Source organism: Pectobacterium sp. S5 (assembly GCF_051707265.1).
GTDB classification, from domain to species: domain Bacteria; phylum Pseudomonadota; class Gammaproteobacteria; order Enterobacterales; family Enterobacteriaceae; genus Pectobacterium; species Pectobacterium polare.
The window spans coordinates 491,819-515,763 of the sequence record NZ_JAULSZ010000004.1 but is presented as its reverse complement, the minus strand read 5'-3'; the positions used below and the strand labels follow the sequence as shown (position 1 = coordinate 515,763).

At 55.3% G+C, this 23,945-nt stretch carries 21 protein-coding genes; 8 read left to right on the top strand and 13 right to left on the bottom strand.

The genetic code is table 11. The features are described from left to right. Positions 1–2: 2 nt before the first annotated feature. Complete coding sequence (gene can / locus QWJ20_RS17110; RefSeq protein ID WP_039486548.1) at positions 3–644, bottom strand: carbonate dehydratase; 642 nt, start codon at positions 642–644, stop codon at positions 3–5. Positions 645–781: 137 nt separating this feature from the next. Here can and QWJ20_RS17105 point away from each other — a divergent pair, with 137 nt between their 5' ends. Both QWJ20_RS17105 and QWJ20_RS17100 read left to right on the top strand, forming a co-directional pair. Next, on the top strand, positions 782–1,720 hold the full coding sequence (locus QWJ20_RS17105; RefSeq protein WP_095700308.1) for an ABC transporter ATP-binding protein: 939 nt from the start codon (positions 782–784) through the stop codon (positions 1,718–1,720). Next, positions 1,717–2,487, top strand: a complete 771-nt coding sequence (locus tag QWJ20_RS17100; RefSeq protein ID WP_039486554.1) for an ABC transporter permease — start codon at positions 1,717–1,719, stop codon at positions 2,485–2,487. Before QWJ20_RS17105 ends, QWJ20_RS17100 begins: the two co-directional genes overlap by 4 nt. A 206-nt stretch (positions 2,488–2,693) precedes the next feature. On the opposite strand, the gene panD is transcribed toward QWJ20_RS17100, so the two are convergent. The 9 genes from panD to thpR all read right to left on the bottom strand — a co-directional run bounded on the left by panD (position 2,694) and on the right by thpR (position 10,023). After that, positions 2,694–3,074, bottom strand: coding sequence for an aspartate 1-decarboxylase (gene panD / locus QWJ20_RS17095; RefSeq protein ID WP_039486661.1), 381 nt, complete (start codon positions 3,072–3,074; stop codon positions 2,694–2,696). A gap of 17 nt (positions 3,075–3,091) precedes the next feature. Further along, positions 3,092–3,946, bottom strand: coding sequence for a pantoate--beta-alanine ligase (panC, locus tag QWJ20_RS17090; protein WP_127157367.1), 855 nt, complete (start codon positions 3,944–3,946; stop codon positions 3,092–3,094). Positions 3,947–3,991: 45 nt separating this feature from the next. Next, positions 3,992–4,789 (bottom strand): 3-methyl-2-oxobutanoate hydroxymethyltransferase, encoded by a 798-nt coding sequence (gene panB, locus QWJ20_RS17085; protein WP_249687945.1) that lies wholly within the window; start codon positions 4,787–4,789, stop codon positions 3,992–3,994. Between the two features lie 108 nt (positions 4,790–4,897). After that, positions 4,898–5,443: a 2-amino-4-hydroxy-6-hydroxymethyldihydropteridine diphosphokinase gene (folK, locus tag QWJ20_RS17080; RefSeq protein ID WP_095995254.1), complete on the bottom strand. Its 546-nt coding sequence runs from the start codon at positions 5,441–5,443 to the stop codon at positions 4,898–4,900. Further along, entirely contained in the window at positions 5,440–6,852 is a 1,413-nt protein-coding gene (pcnB, locus tag QWJ20_RS17075; protein WP_217451282.1) for a polynucleotide adenylyltransferase PcnB, read from the bottom strand. Before pcnB ends, folK begins: the two co-directional genes overlap by 4 nt. 139 nt (positions 6,853–6,991) lie before the next feature. Continuing rightward, complete coding sequence (gene gluQRS, locus QWJ20_RS17070) at positions 6,992–7,924, bottom strand: tRNA glutamyl-Q(34) synthetase GluQRS (protein ID WP_433993073.1); 933 nt, start codon at positions 7,922–7,924, stop codon at positions 6,992–6,994. Positions 7,925–8,052: 128 nt separating this feature from the next. Beyond that, on the bottom strand, positions 8,053–8,508 hold the full coding sequence (gene dksA / locus QWJ20_RS17065) for an RNA polymerase-binding protein DksA (RefSeq protein ID WP_005969032.1): 456 nt from the start codon (positions 8,506–8,508) through the stop codon (positions 8,053–8,055). Positions 8,509–8,775: 267 nt separating this feature from the next. After that, positions 8,776–9,480, bottom strand: coding sequence for a DNA/RNA nuclease SfsA (sfsA, locus tag QWJ20_RS17060; protein ID WP_095995252.1), 705 nt, complete (start codon positions 9,478–9,480; stop codon positions 8,776–8,778). Positions 9,481–9,492: 12 nt separating this feature from the next. Beyond that, positions 9,493–10,023 (bottom strand): RNA 2',3'-cyclic phosphodiesterase, encoded by a 531-nt coding sequence (thpR, locus tag QWJ20_RS17055; RefSeq protein WP_119888331.1) that lies wholly within the window; start codon positions 10,021–10,023, stop codon positions 9,493–9,495. A gap of 92 nt (positions 10,024–10,115) precedes the next feature. Here thpR and hrpB point away from each other — a divergent pair, with 92 nt between their 5' ends. The 5 genes from hrpB to fhuB all read left to right on the top strand — a co-directional run bounded on the left by hrpB (position 10,116) and on the right by fhuB (position 19,400). Beyond that, positions 10,116–12,560 carry an ATP-dependent helicase HrpB gene (gene hrpB / locus QWJ20_RS17050; protein WP_433993072.1) on the top strand — a complete coding sequence of 815 codons (2,445 nt, stop codon included), beginning with the start codon at positions 10,116–10,118 and terminating at the stop codon, positions 12,558–12,560. 102 nt (positions 12,561–12,662) lie between these two features. Further along, positions 12,663–15,143: a bifunctional glycosyl transferase/transpeptidase gene (gene mrcB, locus QWJ20_RS17045; protein WP_095700301.1), complete on the top strand. Its 2,481-nt coding sequence runs from the start codon at positions 12,663–12,665 to the stop codon at positions 15,141–15,143. 493 nt (positions 15,144–15,636) lie between these two features. Next, complete coding sequence (gene fhuC, locus QWJ20_RS17040; RefSeq protein ID WP_116586589.1) at positions 15,637–16,434, top strand: Fe3+-hydroxamate ABC transporter ATP-binding protein FhuC; 798 nt, start codon at positions 15,637–15,639, stop codon at positions 16,432–16,434. 16 nt (positions 16,435–16,450) lie between these two features. Further along, a complete protein-coding gene (fhuD, locus tag QWJ20_RS17035) occupies positions 16,451–17,377 on the top strand; it encodes a Fe(3+)-hydroxamate ABC transporter substrate-binding protein FhuD (RefSeq protein ID WP_433993071.1) in 927 nt (308 codons plus the stop codon). Beyond that, positions 17,370–19,400 carry a Fe(3+)-hydroxamate ABC transporter permease FhuB gene (gene fhuB, locus QWJ20_RS17030; RefSeq protein ID WP_433993070.1) on the top strand — a complete coding sequence of 677 codons (2,031 nt, stop codon included), beginning with the start codon at positions 17,370–17,372 and terminating at the stop codon, positions 19,398–19,400. The genes fhuD and fhuB overlap by 8 nt, the downstream gene beginning before the upstream one ends. Positions 19,401–19,442: 42 nt before the next feature. Here fhuB and QWJ20_RS17025 read toward each other — a convergent pair whose 3' ends face one another. After that, the gene (locus QWJ20_RS17025) at positions 19,443–20,033 is read right to left on the bottom strand and encodes a LysE family translocator (protein WP_433993069.1); all 591 of its coding nucleotides are present in this window, start codon (positions 20,031–20,033) and stop codon (positions 19,443–19,445) included. A 135-nt stretch (positions 20,034–20,168) separates the two neighbouring features. Between QWJ20_RS17025 and QWJ20_RS17020 the strand changes: the two genes are divergently transcribed. Next, positions 20,169–21,629, top strand: a complete 1,461-nt coding sequence (locus tag QWJ20_RS17020; protein WP_433993068.1) for a PLP-dependent aminotransferase family protein — start codon at positions 20,169–20,171, stop codon at positions 21,627–21,629. Between the two features lie 27 nt (positions 21,630–21,656). Here QWJ20_RS17020 and QWJ20_RS17015 read toward each other — a convergent pair whose 3' ends face one another. Continuing rightward, on the bottom strand, positions 21,657–22,280 hold the full coding sequence (locus tag QWJ20_RS17015) for a glutathione S-transferase family protein (protein WP_433993067.1): 624 nt from the start codon (positions 22,278–22,280) through the stop codon (positions 21,657–21,659). 159 nt (positions 22,281–22,439) lie between these two features. After that, positions 22,440–23,720 carry a glutamate-1-semialdehyde 2,1-aminomutase gene (gene hemL, locus QWJ20_RS17010; protein ID WP_095700295.1) on the bottom strand — a complete coding sequence of 427 codons (1,281 nt, stop codon included), beginning with the start codon at positions 23,718–23,720 and terminating at the stop codon, positions 22,440–22,442. Between the last annotated feature and the right edge of the window lie 225 nt (positions 23,721–23,945).

Sequence of the window (23,945 nt, the reverse complement as noted above, 5' to 3'; positions counted from 1 at the left end):
AATCAAGACAGGGTAGAAATCGCGCGGCGATAACGCTGTTCCAGCGTCTCCCTATTGGTCGCAGTCACTTCCAGATCGCGCAGACGGCCATCCTGAATACCGTAAACCCAACCGTGGATCGTGACTTTCTGCCCGCGCTTCCAGGCGGACTGCATGATGGTGGAGTGGCCGAGGTTGTAAACCTGCTCGACAACGTTGATTTCACAGAGCGTATTCAGCCGCTGTTCGGGAGGCAATTCCCCCAGCAGCGAACTATGCTTGTACCACAAATCACGGATATGCAGCAGCCAGTTGTTAATCAAACCCAATTCTGGGTTTTCCACCGCAGCCTGAACACCGCCGCAGCCGTAGTGGCCGCAGATAATGACATGTTCGACTTCGAGAACTTCGACGGCATATTGCACGACAGAGAGGCAATTGAGGTCGGTGTGAATAACCAGATTGGCGACGTTGCGGTGAACAAACAGTTCACCAGGCTCAAGGCTGGTCAGACTTTCCGCAGGTACGCGACTGTCCGAGCATCCAATCCATAGAAAACGGGGACGTTGTGCCTGCGCCAGACGTTCAAAATAGCCAGGATCCTCTTCCACCATCGTTTTAGACCAAAGCTGGTTGTTCGCGATGAGCGTTTCAATTTCTTTCATGAAAGTAAATGACCTGTAACAAACAAGGGGCAGTGAGGAGTAATATAAGGCAACATGCGTCGTTTGAAAAACGATAGTTTATCTCCGTCATACTTCAAATCTGTAGAATTCACTGATAATAAGGCAATCCATTTCTTATGACATATGCACTGGAACTGGCGCAACTAACCAAAACCTATTCGGGAGGCGTCCAGGCGCTACGGGGGATCGACCTGAACGTGGAAGCGGGGGATTTCTATGCGCTTCTGGGGCCAAATGGCGCGGGAAAATCGACCACGATTGGGATTATCAGCTCGCTGGTGAATAAAACGGCCGGTAAAGTTCGCGTCTTCGGCTATGACCTTGAGCTGGACAAAGTGAATGCGAAACGCCAACTGGGGTTGGTCCCGCAGGAATTTAACTTCAATCCCTTTGAAACGGTATTACAGATTGTGGTTAATCAGGCCGGCTATTATGGCGTGAAACGTCAGGATGCGTTGCAGCGTGCTGAAAAATACCTGAAACAGCTCGATCTGTGGGGGAAACGCAACGAAAAAGCGATGATGTTGTCCGGCGGGATGAAGCGTCGCTTGATGATTGCGCGTGCGTTAATGCATGAGCCTAAGCTGCTGATTCTTGATGAACCGACCGCCGGTGTGGATATCGAATTACGTCGTTCCATGTGGGGCTTTTTGAAGGAGCTCAACGCGCAGGGCACCACGATTATCCTGACGACGCACTATCTGGAAGAAGCGGAAATGCTGTGCCGCAACATCGGGATCATCCAGCGGGGTGAGCTGGTGGAGAACACCTCGATGAAGCAGCTGCTTGCTCAGCTGAAGTCCGAAACGTTTATTTTTGATCTGCCGGCGAAAAGCCCGCTGCCACAGCTTGAAGGCTATGCGTTCCGCCTGACGGATACGTCAACGCTGGAAGTGGATGTGATGCGCGAGCAAGGTCTGAACGCGTTATTCAGCCAGCTAAGCGCGCAGGGGATAACGATATTAAGTATGCGTAATAAAGCGAACCGGTTGGAAGAGCTGTTTGTCACCTTGGTTAATGGGGACGGGGCGAACGGTAAGGGAGAAAAGGCATGATGCATTTGTATTGGGTAGCACTACAGAGTATCTGGGTGAAAGAAGTCACCCGATTTGGGCGTATCTGGATTCAGACGCTGGTGCCGCCAGTGATCACCATGACGTTGTACTTTATTATTTTCGGCAACCTGATCGGCTCACGTATTGGTGATATGCATGGTTTCACCTACATGCAGTTTATCGTTCCGGGCCTGATCATGATGGCAGTCATTACCAACGCTTATGCCAACGTGGCCTCTTCCTTTTTCAGCGCCAAATTTCAACGCAATATTGAAGAGCTGCTGGTCGCGCCGGTGCCAACTCACGTGATCATCGCGGGTTATATTGGCGGCGGGATCGCGCGTGGCGTATGTGTCGGGGTATTGGTGACCGCGGTATCGCTGTTCTTTGTCCCGCTGCATGTTCATGCCTGGTGGATCATTGTTCTGACGCTCTTGCTGACGGCGACGTTGTTCTCGCTGGCGGGGTTATTGAATGCGGTCTTTGCGAAAACCTTTGATGATATCAGCCTTATTCCGACGTTTGTGTTAACGCCGCTGACCTATCTGGGTGGAGTGTTTTACTCACTGACGCTGCTGCCGCCGTTCTGGCAGGCTGTTTCCAAGCTGAACCCAGTCGTGTACATGATCAGCGGCTTCCGCTACGGTTTCCTTGGCATTCAGGATGTACCGCTGCTGTTCACCATGTCGGTGCTGATTGCCTTTATCGTGGTGTTTTATCTGCTGGTCTGGTGGCTGATTGAGCGCGGACGCGGGCTGCGGACGTAGTGTGTCAATTCTGTAAATGAGAAGGCGGTGGTAACACCGTATTAGCCTTTTTGCAGACTGATTTAAGAAGTGAAAACGGTAGTAATGGAATAGAAGAGTAAAGCGTCCGCGCCAGGGATGGCGCGGCTCGAGCTTACAAGGACGTACTTGCAGCGTCTTTACGATCTATCCATTACTACCGCTCGATTCCGTCAGAAACTTGGCGATCAAGCTACCTGAACCGGAATCGCTTTTGCCTGACGTTGCAGCTCGTTATCGCCAGAGAAATAGGCTACCTTCGGGCTGTGGCTTCTGGCCTGCTCGTCGGACATCTGCACATAGGAGCAGATAATCAGTTTGTCGCCCACACTGGCACGGCGAGCGGCAGCACCGTTCACAGAGATAATGCGTGAGCCTCTTTCGCCCGAAATGGCGTAGGTAGAGAAACGCTGACCGTTATCAACGTTGTAGATATCAATCGCTTCGTATTCCAGAATGCCGGCGGCATCCATAAAATCCTGATCGATGGCGCAAGAGCCTTCATAATGCAAGTCAGCCTGAGTTACTTTGACCCGGTGCAGCTTGCCTTGCAGCATGGTACGTATCATCGCTTTGTTACCTCGGTTCATACAGTCAAATCGACCTGGTGGTTATCAATCAATCTGGCCTTGCCTAACCAGGCAGCCATCAAAATCACAGCACGCGTGCTGGCCGCGCTCAGCGGTTGCAGCGTATCAGCATCGCGGATAAACAATTCATCAGGCGTAAAGCCCGCTTCACGCAGCTTGTCTGCCGCCTGTTCCAGCAAGGTGTCTATCTGGCGATCGCCGTTGTCCAACTGTGTCGCCATGTCCATCATCACCTGATAAACATACGGTGCCCGCTGGCGTTCTTCTGCACTGAGATACCCATTACGTGAACTCAATGCCAAACCGTCTTTTGCACGCACGGTAGGGACGCCAATAATGTCAATGTCATAACCCATATCGCGAACGAGCTGCCGAATCAGTGCTAGCTGCTGGTAATCTTTCTCGCCGAAGCAGGAGACATCCGGCTGTACCAGATTGAACAGTTTGCTGACGATGGTCGCAACACCTCGGAAATGGCCGGGGCGACTGGCACCTTCCAACAGGGAAGACAGGCCTGGCACATCGACAAACGTTTGCGACTCCAGTCCATTGGGGTATATCACATCTGGGCTCGGTGCGAAAACCAGATCGGCACCGCGGCGATTCAATTTCTCGCAGTCTTCCTGCAACGTCCGGGGGTAGCGGGCTAAATCATCTGGCCGCTCAAACTGCATAGGATTGACAAAAACGCTAACAATAACGATATCGGCACGCGCTCTGGCTTCATCGACCAGCGTCATGTGCCCGTCATGCAAATTACCCATGGTGGGAACTAAAGCAATGCGTTTCCCTTCCTGACGCCAGCGACGAACCTCGCGGCGCAGCAGCAGAGGGGTTTCGATTATTAACACACTCGTACTCCTAAAAAATAGCCCGATTAACGGAATGCTCGTTTTTTAATGAAATGAATGTTCTTCGGCCGGGTAAATACCCTGTTCAACTTCTTCTGCATACAAACGCACTGCCGCGCGGATATCACCACCGCTTGGTGCCAGAAAGTCCTTGGCAAACTTAGGCGTGTTGTCGCCGGTAATGCCGAAGGCATCATGCATGACCAGAATCTGCCCGTCGGTCACGTTGCCGGCGCCAATACCGATCACGGGAATCGACAGGGCGTCTGTTACGCGCTTGGCCAGGGCGACAGGCACGCATTCCAGCACCAGCAGCTGCGCACCTGCTTCTTCAAGCGCAAGGGCATCGGCCAGTAACTGATTGGCATCGCTTTCGCTCCGGCCCTGAATTTTATAGCCGCCGAAGATATTAACGGACTGCGGCGTCAGACCCAGATGACCACAAACCGGCACGGCGCGTTCGGTCAGCATTTTTACCGTCGGCGCAAGCCAGCTTCCGCCTTCCAGCTTCACCATATTTGCGCCTGCGCGCATCAGTTCTGCTGCCTGGCTGAACGTTTGTTCCGGCGTGGCATAGGTCATAAAAGGCATATCGGAGAGAACCAGTGCCAGCGGTGCGCCACGGCGGACACACTGCGTGTGGTAAACGATATCGTGTGTGGTCACGGGCAATGTGGAATCGTGACCCTGTACGGTCATTCCCAGTGAGTCACCCACCAGCATCACGCGGATGCCTTGCTCGAAAAATAGGCGAGAGAAACTGGCGTCGTAAGCGGTAATCGTAGCGAATTTTCGCTGCTCTTGTTTCCATTGGCGCAAGTGGGAGATAGTCGTCGGTTTCATGACGGTCTTCCTATGTCAATAGGGCGAAGAATTGAGGGGGACATTCTAATGTAAGCCGACGTGTAGCGATATACCCGTCGCGCTTCAAGTTACAGATGGGAGGGATTATTAGTGACCGAATGTTCCGGTCGGTTTCTCGTCATCACACGGTTCAGCATCCCACTGTGTATTATCCCATAGGGTCAGGCCGTTGCGGTCGACATGGGTTAACCGCTGGGCGAGGGTTTCGCCGTCGGGGAATGCCAGTTCAGGTGCGATTTCTGCGAGCGGGTAGAGCATGAATTCACGATTCTTCATGTCGTAATGCGGCACGGTCAGACGCTCAGTCTGGATGACGACATCGCCAAACAGCAAAATATCCAGATCCAACGTGCGTGGGCCCCAGCGATGTTCCTTGCGTTCGCGACCTTGTTCCAGCTCGATGGCTTGTGTGTGATCCAGCAGCGATTCGGCCGCTAATGCGGTTTCCAGTTCAACAACGGCGTTGAGGTAGTCTGGCTGATCTTGCGGGCCAAGCGGACGGCTACGATAAAACGAGGAACAGCAAACGACGCGAGTATGTGGAATCGCGTCCAGCGCAGATAATGCTGCGCGCACCTGTTGCAAAGGCTGGGCAAGATTACTGCCCAGCGCCAGATACACACGTATCGTCATGCTTGATCTCTGCGTGCCGCTGTTGGTTTACGCGGTCGACGAGGGCGGGAACGACGATGTGGCGTTGGGCCGTCATCCAGCGATTTCAGCATGTTTTGCTGACGAGGCGGTGCGGCAACCTGGAACTCTCCCCACCACTGAGCCAGACGCAGCAGCTCCTGATGGTTTTCGATCTCGGCACGCAGGCAAAGCAGGTCATACGCGGCACGGAATTTAGGATGTTCCATCAGCTTATAAGCGCGTTTACCCTGACGACGAGACAGACGCATTTGCAACTGCCAGATATCACGGACTAAAGACGTAATGCGCTTAGGAATTGCCAGAGAACGGCACTGCTCATCCAGTATATCGTTCATCGCCAGCGAGAAGGCATCGAGGTAGGCCAGTCCGCTTTCCTGCGCCAATTTTTGTGCATGTTCAATCAGCGGATACCACAGCATGGCGGAGAACAAAAATGCCGGATTCACCCGCATGTCGTTTTGCAGACGCTGATCGGTGTTTTTCAGTACCTGTGCAACCATGCGCTCCAGTGTGGAATCGCCGTTTGGTGTGAAGTAGCGACTCAGCAGCGGGAAAAGCGGCTGGAATAGCTGGTATTCACACAGCATTTTATAGGTTGGATAGCCATAGCCTGACTGAAGCAGCTTCAGCGACTCTTCAAACATGCGCGCCGCAGGGATATCGTGCAGCAATGAGGCCAAACGAGGAATCGGCTCGGCGGTTTCCGGGCTGACCGTCATGTTCAGCTTGGCAGCGAAACGGACGGCGCGCAGCATACGCACTGGGTCTTCACGGTAGCGCGTTTCAGGATCGCCAATCATACGGATGACGCCCTGACGCAGATCGTTCAGGCCATCGGTATAGTCACGTACGCTGAAATCAGAAATGCTGTAGTAGAGGCTGTTGATCGAGAAATCGCGGCGCTGGGCATCTTCTTCAACGGAACCAAAAATATTGTCGCGTAACAGCATGCCGCTTTGGGCCTGCTGAGAGGAATTTTTGACTTCTTGCTGTTCCTGATGCTGTTCGTGGTGACCACGGAACGTGGCAACTTCAATCACCTCTGGCCCGAACATGATGTGGGCGAGACGGAAACGACGTCCGACCAAACGACAGTTGCGGAATAGCTTGCGCACCTGATCGGGTGTGGCGTTAGTGGTGATATCAAAATCTTTCGGCTTTTTGCCCAGCAGCAGGTCGCGTACGCCGCCGCCAACCAGATAAGCCTCGTAGCCCGCTTTGTTCAGGCGATAAAGTACTTTCAGCGCGTTATCGCTGATATCGCTGCGTGAAATAGTATGTTGGTCACGCGGAATCACCGTCATATGCTGGCGCGGTTCCTCTGATTCGACCATTTCGTTCTCACGATTCAGTACCTTACGACAAAAATTAGCAACTCGGGAAAAGATAATACACCTCGATAGTGATGGATAAATCAACGGCACAGCAAAAAATTTCTGGGAAACGTTTTTGACGTCGACCCAGCGACGGCCTGCAAATGTGACGGCCAAAGAGAGTGCGTCACTAAAAATAGCGGCTAATCATAGCTCACCAATGCCCCTTTGAGAATGCCGATGTGATCGCGGACGGGTTTATTGCCGCCTGTAACGGGACAACATCAAGGGACCAGTGCGCGACAGACCAGGCCAGAAGTGCGGAAAGCGTCATATCCTGACGGTTCTCCGGCAGTGGTTGGTTCAAGAATTGCAGGGCAGCCAGCAGCACGGGACGCGGATCGCTATTTGGCAGTGCTGGTGCATGATTCTGCTTGGAAAGCTTATTTCCCTCGGTATTCAGCACCAGCGGCAGATGAACGTAGGTAGGGATCGCATAGCCCAACTGCTGATAGAGCGAAATTTGCCGCACTGTCGGTTCGATCAGATCGGCGCCGCGCACGATCTCCGTAATACCTTGATCGTTATCGTCGATCACGACGGCCAGATTATAGGCAAACAGCCCGTCTCGGCGGTGGATAATAAAATCTTCCTGCGCGAGTGCCGTGTCGGCATACAGCTCGCCACGCAATTTATCGTGAAAGTGAAATACCGGCGTTGTCTGACGCAGGCGTAGCGCGGCGTTATCGGAGGGCAGATTACGCGTTCGGCAATAGCCGTCATAGTGCCCACCTAGCTGCTGAATACGGCTACGCGTACAGGTGCAGTAGTAGCTCATGCCCTGCTGTTGAAGCTGCTGAAGAATCTCGCGGTAACGTGCATGCCGCTGTGACTGGTACATCACCTCGCCGTCCCAATACAGGCCGTAATGGTCTAATTGTGCAAGGATACGGGAGGCTGCGCCGGGAATTTCCCGTGGCGGGTCGATGTCTTCAATGCGTACCAGCCAGCGCCCTTGTTGGGAACGAGCTTGCAGATAACTACCCAGTGCGGCGATCAGTGAGCCAAAATGCAGGTCACCAGAAGGAGAGGGGGCAAAACGCCCGACATAACGATGCGTTTCGGTGAAACCAGTTGTTCCAGACATAAGAAGTTGGTGCTATCTCGTCAGCGTTTTATCCAGACAGAAGATAGAGTGATGAACATCATTCATCAGCGGTAGAGTACCTGGAGTCGGCCCCTGCGATGGGCAGGAGCCGATTCTGGACAGGAAAATTAGCCTGCCATTTGCTTTTCGCGTATCTCTGCCAACGTTTTGCAGTCGATACACAGATCGGCGGTCGGACGTGCTTCCAGACGGCGGATGCCAATCTCGACGCCACAGGATTCACAGAATCCGAAATCCTCATCTTCGATTTTCACCAAGGTTTTGGCGATTTTCTTGATCAGCTTGCGCTCACGGTCACGGTTACGCAGTTCGAGACTGAACTCTTCTTCCTGCGCTGCGCGATCCACGGGATCGGGGAAATTAGCGGCTTCATCGCGCATGTGCGATACCGTACGATCCACTTCATCCATGAGTTGGTTGCGCCATGCTTCAAGAATACGCTTGAAATGAGCCAGCTGAGCGTCGTTCATATACTCTTCGCCCGGCTTCTCTTGGTACGGCTCTACTCCGGCAATTGCGAGAATGCTCAGAGAAGATGTCTTACGGTTTTGCCCTTCTTGCATGTTGCTTCTCCTACATAACACGACACGCATAATACCCTTTTATGCAGTGAAATTGCGGCGTTGTTGGCCATAACTTCAGCTATCTGGGTATATCGGCCCCCAAGGGGGGAAAAAACAGGCCGCTATAAATAGCAGATGAAGATGGGGTTGGCAATGCTTCCTGACACCGGCCTGATAAAGTGTGAGGAACAACCTGCTTACATTAAATAAGAAACAATGTGTTACGCCTTTGGTGGTACGTTCGGCGTGTTATGCCATGTTGGTACTTCATCCCAACAACGGTAGCTTATGCGTCAATTTAATACCGTCAGGGCCTAATGTGGAGCCGTAACATAAAATTTCAACCCCAGCCTGTTGTGCTTCGATAAATAATTCCGCATAGCGTGAATCAATATGCCGGGCGGGAGAAACCTGCTGGATGCCTGAATGGAGCACGGCGAAAAAAAGGACGGCGCGTTTTCCATTGGAAACCATCTGTTGCAGCTCACGCAGATGCTTTTGTCCTCTGAGTGTAACCGCATCGGGAAAGTAACCACATTCATGTTGCAATAATGTGACAGATTTCACCTCAATATAGCAGTCAATCCTGTCCGGCGCCTGTAAAAGCAGGTCGACTCGGCTATTTTCCGTACCGTATTTTACTTCCGTTTTTACGTCTGGGTAGCCCGCCAACTCTTCTATGCGATTTTCTAATAAGGCTTCGTACAATAATGTGTTGGCACGCAGAGTATTGACACAAATCCAGTGATTTTGTTGTGTTTCAGTCAGTTCCCAGCTCTGGGCGTACTTGCGCTTAGGGTTATCCGATGTGGAATACCAGACGGTATCGCCAGGCGTTGCGCAGCCCGTCATCGCACCGGTATTGGCACAGTGCAGCGTGAACGTTTCGCCTTCCGGGGTTACGACATCGGCCAAAAAACGTTTGTAACGTTTAATCAACCGAGCAGGTTGTAAACGTGGGGTATAGTCCATGCGTGTCCTGTTCTATTTAATAAATGACCAGCTTTCCAACTGTTGATAGCGGGTTTTGCCATTGTCGAAAAGTGATTCATAAAGCGAAAAGTGCGTCATGTCGACCTGCCAGCTAAAGGTGGCAGGGGGAATCGCGACGGGGCGAGTCGCGCCACGTAATAGCGTAATGTGTGGGTGAAACGGCAATGCCGTTTGATAGCAGCCGTTGCGCGCGGCCTGAGAGCGCAGCAGTTCTGCAAGCTGTAGCAGCCCGCGCGGTGCACGACGGCAGCCCAGCCAGACCACACCGGGACGCGGCCAGTGCCCAGCGTCATTCAGCGTAAGGGAAAAGGCGGGCTGGTGGATGCGGCCTGCCAATGTCTGCAAGACCTGCGCTTTTTGCTCGCTGACATCGCCTAAAAACGCCAGCGTCAGATGAAGATTGGCCGCTGCGACCGGCCGACCCGCTTCCAGAGGGAAGTGTTCGGCGCGCCAGCGGATAATCTCTTGCTGTGTGGCTTCCGGCAGTGATAAGGCAAAAAACAGGCGGCGGGTGGCTGACATGGCGATCTCTCTGTTCTGATTCCATCAGATGCTACATTCATCCAGATGCTACAATGCTCGCCGCTGAAAGTTAACCTTATACGGAGATGTCTGTGATTTTACCGCCCGTCAGCGCCGTGCTGGATGATGTAATAACGGCGCTACATAACGCGCCTCAGGTGCTGCTCAATGCCCCAACGGGGGCGGGGAAATCGACCTGGCTGCCGTTGCAGTTACTGCAACAGGGCAACCTGAACGGGCGCATCATCATGCTGGAGCCACGCCGTCTGGCGGCAAAGAGCGTGGCTTGGCGGTTGGCGCAGCAGCTAGGTGAAGAACCGGGGAAAACCATAGGCTATCGCATGCGGTCGGAAAGCTGCGTGAGTGACGCAACGAGGCTGGAGGTCGTCACCGAAGGCATGCTGACCCGTTTGCTGCAACAGGATGCGGAGCTGCAAGGTGTGGCGCTGATTATTCTTGATGAGTTTCACGAGCGCAGCGTGCAGGCCGATTTGGCATTGGCGCTGTTGCTCGATGTGCAACAAGGGCTGCGTGAAGACTTAAAGTTGCTGATTATGTCCGCGACGCTCGACAATGCGCGGCTGGCGGCGCTGTTGCCGGAAGCCGTCTGCGTGGTTTCCGAAGGCCGCAGCTATCCGGTAGAGCGGTGTTATGCCCCGTTGAACAGCCAGGAGCGTTTGGAAGAAGGCGTTGCGCGACAGGTGCGACGCGTTCTCAGTGAAGAAGATGGTTCGCTGCTGCTGTTTTTGCCCGGTGTCGCGGAGATTCGCCGTGTGCAGGCGCTGCTGGAAAATAGCGTGTCGAGCGAGACAGATCTTTGTCCTTTATATGGTGCATTGACGCTGGCGGAGCAGCAAAAAGCGATTCTGCCCGCGGAGCCGAGTCGTCGTAAGGTGGTGTTAGCCACCAATATTGCTGAAACCAGTCTGACGATTGAAGGGATCCGGCTGGTGATGGATAGCGGCCTTGAACGCGTAGCCAGCTTTGATGTGAAAAGTGGCGTCACTCGACTGGTGACGCAGCGAATCAGTCAGGCGTCGATGGTGCAGCGCGCCGGGCGTGCCGGACGTTTAAGCCCCGGTATATGCTGGCATTTGTGCTCTCGTGAGCAGGCAGAACGCGCGGCTGCACAGAGTGAAGCCGAGATACTGAATAGCGATTTAAGCAGTATCTGGCTGGATTTATTACAGTGGGGCTGTACCGATGTGGCGCAGTTAACCTGGCTGGATACCCCGCCAGTTCCTGCGCTTTATGCCGCACGCCAACTGCTACGCCAGCTTGGTATTACCGATAAACAAGATCGGCTGACTGCCGAGGGGCGGAAAATAGCCGCGTTAGGCTGCGATGCCCGACTGGCGACGATGCTGTATGCCGCGTCACAGCAAGGTTCAGATGCATTAGCCACCGCCGGATGTCTGGCGGCGATACTCGAAGAGCCACCGCGTAGCGGGTCGATCAATCTGGCTGACTGGCTGCATCGCCCATTGCCACATTGGCTGCGGCGGGCAAAACAGCTGACGTGCCGTTTATCGACGGCTTCAGGGCGCATTGACGGTGGCGAGGCCGACTGGCTGCTGGCACAGGCTTTCCCTGACCGCATCGCCCGGCGGCGCAGTCAGGATGGACGCTACCAGCTTGCTAACGGCAGCGGCGCAATGATGTCGGCTGATGAGGCGTTGTCAGGCACTGAATGGCTTCTGGCACCTGCGCTATTACAAAATAACCAGAGTGCCGACGCGCGGATTCTATTGGCGTTGCCGCTGGATATTGAGCGGTTGGAACGACAACTGCCCGGATTAATAAGTGAACATAACGTGGTGCACTGGGACGAAGAAAAGGGTACTCTGCGCGCCAGCCAGCGCGACCAGATAGGCAGCCTGACTCTGCGGACGCGCCCGCTGAACAAGCCTTCCGATGAGGCATTGCAGCAGGCGCTGCTATCCTGGATTCGTGAGCAGGGAATTGATGCATTAAACTGGGACACTGCGGCGTTGCAGTTACGCGCCCGACTACAGTGCGCTCACCAGTGGTTGCCTGACGTTGACTGGCCGCGAGTGGATGAAGAAACGCTGCTGGCAACGCTGGAAATCTGGCTACAGCCGTCACTTGTCGGCGTGCGTGATTTACGGGCGCTGAACCAGATCAATTTGAGTGATGCGCTGCTGCGATTGCTGGACTGGTCGCTGCGCCAGCGGCTGGATAGCGCTTTGCCCACGCACTACACGGCACCCGGCGGTAGTCGTTTGCCTATCGCCTATTATGACGATAAGCCTCCAGTGCTGTCGGTGCGAATGCAGGAAATGTTTGGTGAGCAGCAGAGCCCGCTGCTGGCAGAAGGGCGTGTGGCGCTGGTATTGGAACTTTTATCCCCCGCACTGCGTCCACTACAGATTACGCGGGATTTAGCGGCATTCTGGCAAGGCACGTACCGCGAGGTGCAAAAAGAGATGAAGGGGCGTTACCCCAAGCATGTCTGGCCGGACGATCCGGCGAATACGGCTCCGACGAGACGTACCAAGAAATATCAGAATCACTAATTTCAGACGTTTCCGCTTTCCCAAATAAGGGGCTGGAAACAGAGTAGGCGGCTTGAGCGCAGAGCAGATAGCCGTGAACAACCTGATGGAGAAGTTATTGTAATGTCTCGGGATGACCGCGAACCTATCGGACGCAAAGGGAAAGCGCCAAAACGTAAGCCTGAACGCAAGCAGGCCATACGACGTCGCAGGGATGACGACTATGATGATGAAGATTATGACGATTATCAGGACGACTATGACGACGATGATGATGACGACGGTGATGACACCATGACGCGTAAATCGCAGAGAAGACGGCGCTGGTTAGGGCTGGCGATCAAGCTGTTCCTGATCTTTGCCGTGGCGATGGCGATCTATGGCGTGTACCTCGACAGCCAGATCCGCAGCCGTATTGAAGGCAAAGTCTGGCAGTTGCCGGCCGCCGTCTATGGCCGCATGGTCAACCTTGAACCGGGCATGGCTTATAGCCAGAAAGAGATGATCAGCCTGCTGGAAGGCATGCAATACCGTCAGGTGAGCCGCATTACCCGCCCAGGTGAATTCAGCGTGCGTGGCAACAGCATCGATATGCTGCGCCGTCCGTTTGATTTTCCCGATGGGAAAGAAGGGCAGATTCAAGCACGTCTGACATTTGCCAACGATCGTCTGTCGCAGATCCAGAATCTGGACAACCAGCGTAACTTCGGCTTTTTCCGTCTCGATCCGAAGCTGATCACCATGATGCAGTCGCCGAATGGCGAACAGCGCTTGTTCGTGCCGCGTGCCGGTTTCCCCGATCTGCTGGTTGATACGCTGGTCGCGACCGAAGACCGCCACTTTTATGAACACGATGGCATCAGCCTGTATTCCATTGGTCGTGCGTTCTTAGCGAACATCACGGCGGGGCGCGCGGTTCAGGGCGGCAGTACGCTGACGCAACAGCTGGTTAAGAACCTGTTCCTGACTAACGAGCGTTCGCTGTGGCGTAAAGCTAACGAAGCCTATATGGCGCTGATCATGGATTATCGCTACAGCAAGGATCGTATCCTTGAGCTGTATCTGAACGAAGTGTATCTCGGCCAGAGCGGTAACGATCAGATCCGCGGCTTCCCGCTTGCCAGCCTGTATTACTTTGGCCGTCCGGTGAATGAACTGAGCCTCGATCAGCAGGCGCTGCTGGTGGGGATGGTGAAAGGGGCGTCGCTGTATAACCCGTGGCGTAACCCGCAGATTACGTTAGAACGACGTAATTTGGTGCTGCGTCTGTTGCAGAATCAGCAGGTTATTGATGCCGATCTCTACAACATGCTGAGTGCGCGTCCGCTGGGCGTACAGCCGAAAGGCGGTGTTATCAGTCCTCAGCCAGCGTTTATGCAACTGGTGCGTCAGGAACTGCAACAGCGGCTTGGCGACAAGGTTAACGATCTCTCCGGCGTGAAGATCTTTACCACGCTCGATCCGGTCTCGCAGGATGCAGCGGAAAAAGCGGTAGAAGTCGGGGTTCCGGCACTGCGTGCAGGCCGTAACGTCAGCGATCTGGAAGCGGCGATGGTGATTGTCGATCGCTTCAGCGGCGAAGTTCGCGCGATGGTTGGTGGTGCTCAAACGCAGTACGCCGGGTTTAACCGAGCGCTACAGGCGCGTCGTCCTGTCGGGTCGCTGGCGAAGCCGCCGACCTATCTGACCGCGCTGAGCCAGCCGGACACCTATCGCCTGAATACCTTTTTGGCAGATGAGCCGCTGTCGATCAAACAGTCTAACGGACAGCTATGGCAGCCGAAGAACTACGATCGTGAGTTCCGTGGCCGCGTCATGTTGGTTGATGCGCTGGCGAACTCGCTGAACGTGCCGACCGTCAATCTGGGGATGGCCGTAGGGCTGAACCAGATCACGGAAACGTTGAAGCGTTTAGGGATCCCGGAAAACGTGATTCAGCCTGTACCCGCGATGCTGCTGGGTGCGATCAGTCTGACGCCGATGGAAGTGGCGCAGGAATACCAGACGATCGCCAGCGGCGGCAATCGTGCACCGCTTTCCTCACTGCGTTCGGTGATTGCGGAAGACGGTACGGTGCTGTATCAGAGCTTCCCGCAGGCGGAACGCGCGGTGCCGGCGCAGGCGGCTTATCTGACGCTGTATGGCATGCAACAGGTTGTTGAGCGCGGTACGTCGCGTTCGCTGGCGGTGAAATTCCCGAATTATCATCTGGCAGCGAAAACGGGTACCACCAATGACCTGCGTGACAGCTGGTTTGCCGGGATCGACGGTAAAGAAGTGGCGATTAGCTGGGTAGGGCGCGATAACAACGGCCCGGCCAAGTTGACTGGGGCGAACGGTGCGCTGACGATTTATCGTCGCTATCTGGAAAACCAAACGCCGCTGCCGTTAATGCTGACGCCGCCGGAAGGTATTACGACCATGACGGTGGATGCCAGCGGTAACTTTATCTGCAACGGCAGCAGCGCCGGACGCGTATTGCCAGTCTGGACGGATAATCCGCAGGCGCTGTGTCAGGCCAGCCAGCCGCAGCCTTCAGCGCAGCAGGACCAGCAAAACGGAGAAGGCGTCGCTGACTGGATCAAAGAAATGTTTGGTCAATAATCTATCAATGCTTCAACAGGTTGCCGTCTCTTAGCCATATTTTTATGCAGTCTGAGAGACGGTTTCGTGCGCTTACAATACGGTTATTTCATGCTACTTCGTAGCACGCGCCCGACACGTTCCCGACGTGGCGCAAGCTTTCGCCGCGTCCTGCGGCTCATCCGAAGCCAGCTACCTCCTCAGCATAATTTTTTACGCCGGACCACGGCAAAAACCGCGATACTTCTAGACTTGTGTATAAGGAACAGGATTAATCTGGGGGTATCTTTTTGTGCCTGCCATGTTTCGAGAATGGTCACGTCCTCCCTTATACCGCTTTTCCTGCCACGTCACTCTGGTGCTGACGGGTAAAAGTCTTGCGATTGGTATTCCGTTGCGCCTATCATGCTGCCTTATATCGTAATCATTATCGTTCTCTTTTAGAACGACGATTACGGGAATAGTGAATTCTGCTCACCCCTTTCCTTCGGTGACATTACAAACCAAAAACGCTATGCAAAATCAAACTGTACTGCCTGATACCACTTTCAGACTGGACGACGTGAGCTTTTCCGTCGCTGGACGCACGTTGTTACACCCTTTATCTATTACGTTCCCCGTCGGGAAAGTCTGTGGTCTGATTGGACACAACGGCTCGGGCAAATCGACCTTGCTGAAAATTCTGGGTCGTCACCAGCCCGCTAGCAGCGGTACTGCACTGCTGGGCGAACAGGCGACGGGAAGCTGGGACAGCAAATTGTTCGCCCGTCAGGTTGCCTATTTACCGCAGCAGCTTCCCGCTGCCGAAGGGATGACCGTGCGTGAGCTGGTTGCCGTAGGGCGCTACCCGTGGCACGGCGCATTAGGTCGTTTCGGTAGCGCCGATCGGGAAAAGGTCGAGGAAGCCATCACGCTGGTGGGGCTGAAACCGTTTGCTAACCGTCTGGTGGATAGCCTGTCCGGCGGTGAACGGCAGCGAGCCTGGCTGGCGATGACGGTGGCGCAGGATAGCCGCTGCCTGCTGTTGGATGAACCGACCTCTGCGTTGGACATTGCGCATCAGGTTGAGGTTCTGGCGCTGATTCAGCGTATGAGCCGCGAGCGCGGCATCACCGTCATTGCGGTGTTGCATGATATCAACATGGCTGCGCGCTACTGCGATCATCTGGTGGCGCTGCGCGGTGGCAAAATGATTGCGCAGGGTGAGCCTGTCGCGCTGATGCAAGGGGACGTGCTGGAAAATATCTACGGCATTCCTATGGGCATTCTGCCTCATCCGGCGGGTGGCGCGCCGGTCAGCTTCGTTTGTTAACTCGGTTTTCCTGCTCATGATGCCTGAACGTTTTTCTTCTCCATCCTCTCCCGATCCGCTACGCCGTCGTTTACTGATGGCGTTGCTGCTGTCACCGCTGGTTTATTCGGCGAAGAGCAGGGGAGCGACTGCTACATTTCCCGATTTAAACCGCATTGTGGCGCTGGAGTGGTTGCCTGTTGAACTGCTTCTGGCGTTGGGCATCATGCCCTTCGCGATTGCAGATAAGCATAACTACAACCTGTGGGTGAAAGAGCCCGCGTTGCCTGAATTGGTGATTGATGTGGGGCTGCGTACCGAGCCTAATTTGGAATTGCTGACGCAGATTCGCCCGTCGCTGATCCTTTACTCTGAAGGTTACGGCCCCTCAGTCGCAAAAATGTCCCGTATTTCTCCTCTGCTGGGCTTTGGCTTCAGCAACGAACAGGGAAAACCGCTGACGTCGGCACAGGCCTCGGTCATGAAACTGGCCGATGCGCTCAATATGAAAGCGGCCGGCGAGCGGCATCTGACGGAGCTGGCGCAGTTTCTCCAGCAGGAAAAAATCACACTCCAGCCGTACACTCAGCGGCCTCTGTTGCTCATCACGCTGGTCGACAGCCGCCATGTGCTGGTGATTGGCAAGAACAGCCTTTTTCAGGAAGTGATGGATCACGTCGGGATAGAAAATGCCTGGCGCGGTGAAACCAGCTTCTGGGGCAGTACGATTGTGGGCATTGAGAGTCTGGCAGACGTCGGCGATGCCAACGTGCTCTGTTTCGAGCATGGCGATAGCGCCATCAGCGCGCAGCTTGATAAGAACCCGCTCTGGCAGGCCATGCTGTTTGTGCGTAACCAGCGCTTGCAACGCGTGCCTGCCGTTTGGTTATACGGAGGAACGCTCTCGGCGATGCGCTTCTGCCACGTATTGAATCAGGCACTGGAGGCGAGAAAACATGCCTAATCCTCTGTCTGTCGGTGCCTCGCACGCGCACAAGCACGTTACTCATCCGCTGGTTCTGCCAGTGGTGCTGATTGGTTTTCTGCTGATCGTGATTCTGGGGATGGGCGGCTACAATTTGCAGCAGCAATTACCAGTATCACAGTGGTTTGAGGGGCTGACCCAGCCCGCTTTGAATAATATGCAGCAGCTGCTGTTTCACTACAGCCTGTTACCGCGCATGGTGCTGGCGCTGTTGATTGGCGCGGGGCTGGGGCTGTGCGGCGTGCTGTTCCAACAGGTCTTGCGTAATCCGCTGGCCGAGCCGTCAACGCTGGGGATCGCCACGGGCGCACAGCTCGGGATCACAGTGGTCACGCTGTGGGCGCTGCCCGGTGGCGCATGGCTTCAGCAGGTCGCGGCTATGGCTGGGGCGCTCGTGGTTGGCGCGTTGGTCTTTGGCGTCGCCTGGGGCAAACGTTTATCACCCGTGACGCTGATACTGGCGGGGCTGGTGCTGAGTTTCTACTGTAGCGCGGTCAATCAGTTGCTGGTGCTTTTCCATCATGAGCAGTTGCAGGGCTTGTTCCTGTGGAGCAGCGGCGTGCTGAACCAGCAGGACTGGAGCAATGTGCAGTTTGTTCTCCCGCGTCTTCTGGTGTGTTTCTGTCTGGCGCTGCTGTTGATTCGCCCGCTAACGCTGCTGGGGCTGGATGATGGCGTTGCGCGTAATCTGGGGCTTGGGCTGTCGCTGGCACGCCTGAGTGCGCTTGGGCTGGGGATTTTCCTGTGTGCGCAATTGGTGAATGCGGCGGGCATTATCGGTTTCATCGGCCTGTTTGCGCCGCTGCTGGCGAAAATGCTGGGCGCGCGGCGGTTACTTCACCGCCTTTTATTAGCGCCGCTGCTGGGGGCGCTGCTGCTTGGTGTTACCGATCAGGGCGTTATCTGGCTGAGCCGCGTGTGGCTTGACGTCCCAACGGGCGCGGCGACGGCGCTGATTGGTGCGCCGCTGCTACTATGGCTGTTGCCGCGCCTGCGTAATAGCGGTCAACCTGCGATGGTCGACAGCAACAGTACGCCGACGGCTGAGCGTCGCCTGTGGGGAACGTGGCTGGTTCTTGGCGTCATGCTGCTGGCAATGGTGGTGATGACGGCGCTGATGTTAGGGAAAGATGCCGACGGCTGGCAGTGGGGCGGCGGCGATGTGTTAACGCAGCTGCTCTCATGGCGCTGGCCTCGGGTGCTGGCGGCGCTAACCGCTGGGGTGATGCTGGCGGTGGCGGGAACGCTAATACAGAAGCTGACGGGTAACCCGATGGGTAGCCCGGAAGTGCTGGGGATTAGCTCCGGCGCGTCGTTTGGCGTCATTATTTTGCTGTTTTTCATTCCCGGCAATGCGTTCGTGTGGCTGCTTCCGGCTGGCAGTGCGGGCGCGGCGTTGACGCTGCTGGTCATGGTGATTATTGCCGGACGCGGTGGGTTCTCCACGCAGCGTATGCTGCTGGCGGGGATCGCACTGAGTATGGCGTTCACCACCGTCATTGCGCTGCTGCTGGCCAGTGGCGATCCGCGTATGGGAACGGTGCTGACCTGGCTGTCGGGATCAACCTATGCGGTTGAACCGACTGACGCGATACGTACGGCGGTGATTGCCGTTCTGCTGCTGTTGATCGTCCCGCTATGTCAGCGCTGGCTGCGTATTCTGCCGCTTGGCACCACCACTGCCAGAGCGCTTGGCGTGGCTGTCACACCGGTTCGTCTGCTGGTGTTGCTGCTGGCATCGGTACTGACCGCGATGGCAACCCTGATGGTCGGGCCGATGAGCTTTGTGGGCTTAATGGCTCCGCATATGGCGCGAATGCTGGGCTTTAGCCGCGTGTTACCGCAAATCGCCTGTTCGGCATTGATTGGCGGCGCGCTGATGGTCATTGCAGACTGGTTTGGCAGGATGATTCTCTTTCCGGCGCAGATTCCGGCGGGGCTGCTCGCGACGTTTATTGGTGCGCCTTACTTTGTTTATTTATTGCGTAAACAGGTGAAATAGCGTGAGCCTCGGCGGGGAGGGAAGCCCGCCGAGGTCGTGTGATTAGCCCGTGATGTTAATCGCTTCGACCAGCATCCAGAAGGTGGTGAGCACCAGAGAAAGCGCCATGATGCCGTTGAAGGCTTTCAGTTTCCACGGTTCCTGAAGATGTTTGCCGATGCGATCGCCGAGCATGGCCCAAACCAGAATGCAGGGCAGATTGAGCGCCATAAAGGCGACCATCGTGGTAAAAATACCGTTGCTGGCGGTATACAGCAGCGCGATGTTGCTGGACATCAGCCAGGCTTTCGGGTTCACCGCCTGAAATAGCGTCCCTTGCAGTACGGTCATCGGCTGTACTCGCCCTTGTAATTCCGGTGCCGATGAGCGCACGATTTTCCACGATAGCCACAGCAGATAAACGCACCCCAGCACAGTAAGGGGGAGGCGAATCACGCTCAGCCAGCTCAGCAAAAGCTCCAATGCCACCCCCATCAGCGCCGTTTGTAGCGCACAGCCAATTAAAATACCCATCAGCATCGGTAACGTACGGCGCAGGCCAAAATTGACGCCTGACGTCGCCAGCAGCAGATTATTGGGCCCCGGCGTGATGGACATAACGGTGACGTAGCTGAAAAAAGAAGGGTCGAGCATGGTGTTATCCTGATGATGGGGGAGAACACTATGGTAGGCAGAAAAAAGAAATGGTTACAGATACACAAAATGATTATTGTTATGGGTACAAAATGCATTAATCGTTAACTGTACTCATTGGCTGGCGGGGGAACTGTGTCCATTATCGACTCACAAGAAAGTACGCTCTATCAACAGCTCGCGGAAACCTTCGCCACGGCTATTCATCAAGGAACGTTAGCGCCGGGAAGCCGCCTGCCTTCTATTCGCCGCGTCGCTGGATCGCATCAGGTCAGTGTGAATACGGTGTTGAACGCCTGGCGTATTCTCGAAGATCGCGGGCTGATCGAAGCACGACCGCAGTCCGGCTACTTTGTTCGAGGACGTCTGCCGTCGCTGACGGAAAGCAAGCCTCATCGTGCGCAGGTGATTGTGCCGGGCAGTGAGCAACTGGATCTGATTGATACCGTGTTTGCTGCCCAGACGCACCCAGATTACATCAACATTTCTCTGGCGTGCCCACAGCATGCCGATTTCTATCCGACCGAAAAGATCAGTCGCATTGCCGCTTCTTTGCTACGGCGACAGCCTGATCTGATTGGCCGCTATGCGCTGCCGCCGGGCAGTGAACGGCTGCGGCGCGAAGTGGCACGGCGGGCGATGGATTTGGGTATGACATTGACCCGCGAGGACATCACGATCACCCACGGCTGTATGGAAGCGCTACAGCTGGCGCTACGCACGGTCACGCAGCCGGGCGACTGTGTGGGGCTGGAAACGCCAACCTATTTTTATCTCTTTCCTCTGCTTGCCAGTCTGGGATTGAAAACGGTGGAAATTCCCACCGATCCGCAACGTGGTCTTGCGCTGGATGCGTTGGAACTGCTGCTGTCAGAGGGGAGATTGCAGGCGATTATCGCCATGCCGAACGCGCAGAATCCGCTCGGATGCAGCATGACGCTAGCAGATAAAAAGCGGCTGGCAAAGCTGGTGAACGACTATCAGGTTCCTCTGATCGAAGATGGGTTATACAGTGAACTTCAGTTTACCTGGCCGCTGTCGCCGACGGTGAAAGCCTTCGACCGCGAAGGCTGGGTGATTTACTGCTCCAGCTTCACGAAAACGCTGGCGCCCGATTTCCGCATCGGCTGGATGGTGTCAGGCCGTTTCCGTGCCAAAGTGGCGCGGCTGAAAGCGGTATCGTCAATGGCGGAATCGGCGCTGCTGTCGGAAACGCTGGCGCAGTTTCTGGAGTCCGGTGGTTACGATCATCATCTGCGCACGCTGCGCCGCCGCTATGCCGCGCAGATGGATGAGGCGCGTGGGCTGATTGCCCGGCATTTTCCGCAGGGGACACGCGCGACGCAGCCGCAGGGCGGTTTTGTCTTCTGGCTGGAGTTACCGGGCGGCGTGGATGGCGTTGAGCTATTCCATCGCCTGCTGCAAGAGAAAATTTGCGTCACGCCCGGTGAGCTTTACACGCTAAGCGGTCGCTGTAAGCACGCGCTTCGGCTATCGTGCTGCTACCCGTTTGATGAACGCTACACGTATGCGCTTAAGCGCGCGGGGGCGCTGGCGTGTGAGATGAGCGGTATCGATCCGGGTAGCGCAGAGTAGTTTTATGAGTCGCTATTATGAATAGTTTTATGGCGTGCCGTTGCGTCCCCAGGTCAGGTAGCCTGCGCGTTCGCTTAAGCGCTCATAGTAGGCGCGGACGGCGGGATAGTCGGTGTGTTCCAGCGGCGTTTCATACCAGCGGTTCACCGATAGCCCGATGGGAATATCGGCCAGCGTAAACGCTTTTCCTGTAACGTAGTGACCGGTTCGCTCTAATTGCTGATTCAAAATGCCCATCGTGCGCGACCAAAGATTGCAGGATGCTGCCAGAAGCGCCGGATCCTGATGCGCGGGAGACTGACGCACCAGCGACATAAAGGCGTAACGCCATGAGGGATTGAGCTCGTTGGCCTGCCAGTCTATCCATTGGTCGATCGCAGCACGGCTACGCGGATCTTGCGGGTAGAGCCAGGCTCCGTCCTTCGCGTTGGCGAGGTAACGTATAATGGCGTTCGATTCCCACATGACAAAATCGTCGTCCTGAATAACCGGTATCATGGCATTAGGATTGAGCGCCAGAAATGCCGGTGACTGCGGTGACTGATAACCTTCGCCCCAGTCTTCGCGGTCGAAGGGAATCGCCAACTCATCACACAGCCACAGCACTTTCCTAACGTTGATCGACGACGTGCGTCCCAGAACCTTTAACATGATCTCTCCGCTATTTTCAGGAAAATAGACTTACTCATAACCAATTTGAGACGACTTGTCATTCTCAAACGAGAGCGCTGTTGAAAAAAGTAGGTGGCGACGAAGGGGAGGAAATGCGACGGCGTCAGTGTTAGTGAATGACGCCGTCGAGATACGCTTTTACAGCCGTGAGAAGCAGAGCTGTGCGGCTTCGATGGTGCGATCGATGTCCTGTGGCGTATGTGCCAGCGACATAAAGCCCGCTTCAAACGCGGACGGCGCGAGGTAAATCCCTTCTTCCAGCATCATGTGGAAGAACAGCTTAAAGCGCTCGACGTCGCACTTCATCACATCCTGATAGCAGGTGACGCTCTCGGCATCTGTGAAGAACAGGCCAAACATACCGCCCGCCTGATTCACCACCAGCGGAATATTTTCGGCTTTCGCGGCAGCCAGCAGGCCGTCAGCCAGCTGATTGGTCAACTCGGTGAGTTTTTGATGTACGCCGGGTTTCGCCACTTCGGTTAAACAGGCAAAGCCAGCGGCCATGGCAATCGGGTTGCCGGACAGCGTTCCTGCCTGATAAACCGGACCGGTCGGTGCCAGCGCCTGCATGACGTCACGCTTGCCGCCGAATGCGCCGACTGGCATGCCGCCGCCGATGATTTTCCCCAGACAGGTCAGATCCGGTACTACGCCGTAGTGCGATTGTGCACCCGCCAGTGCCACACGGAAGCCGGTCATCACTTCATCGATGATGAACAGGGCACCAAACTCGTCGCACAGAGCACGCAGGCCGGGAAGGAAATCTGGCAGCGGTGGAATGCAGTTCATGTTGCCCGCAACGGGTTCGACAATAATTGCGGCGATCTCGTCAGGATATTGTTCAAACGCGGCGCGAACAGATGACAGATCGTTATAGACGCAGGTCAGCGTGTGACGGGCGAAATCGGCCGGAACGCCGGGGGAGTTAGGTTGGCCCAGCGTCAGCGCGCCGGAGCCAGCTTTCACCAGCAGGCAGTCGGCGTGGCCATGGTAGCAGCCTTCAAATTTGATGATTTTATCGCGGCCCGTGTAACCACGCGCCAGACGGATCGCGCTCATGGTGGCCTCCGTACCGGAGTTGACCATTCGCACCATATCCATACTCGGCACCAGCGAGGTGACCAGACGCGCCATCTGCACTTCCATTTCTGTCGGTGCACCAAAGCTCAGACCGCGTTCTGCTGCCGCGATCACCGCCTCACGGATTGCCGGATGATTGTGACCCAGCACCATCGGGCCCCACGATCCCACGTAATCAATGTACGCTTGCTCGTCAGCGTCGTAGAGATAAGCGCCATCAGCCCGTTCGATGAACAGCGGAGTACCGCCGACGCCGTTAAAAGCACGAACGGGTGAGTTCACTCCGCCGGGAATAAGTTGCTGTGCCGCAGCATACAGGCTTTCAGATTTGTTCATTACGCAGTCCTGACTGGTCTTGATCGTAAAATGTAGGGGTATTCTAATGAACTGACCGCCGTTATGAAATCGCTGTGCGGGTTTTCACTTGAAAACGCGCCGTATCATACCCACTGAGAGTACTGGCTGTGTGGTGGATGAGGCGGCATAATGCGGCGATTATTTCAACAACAGCTGTCAAATCTTGAACGTTTTCGCATACTGCCGGATAATAAGCGTATGAAT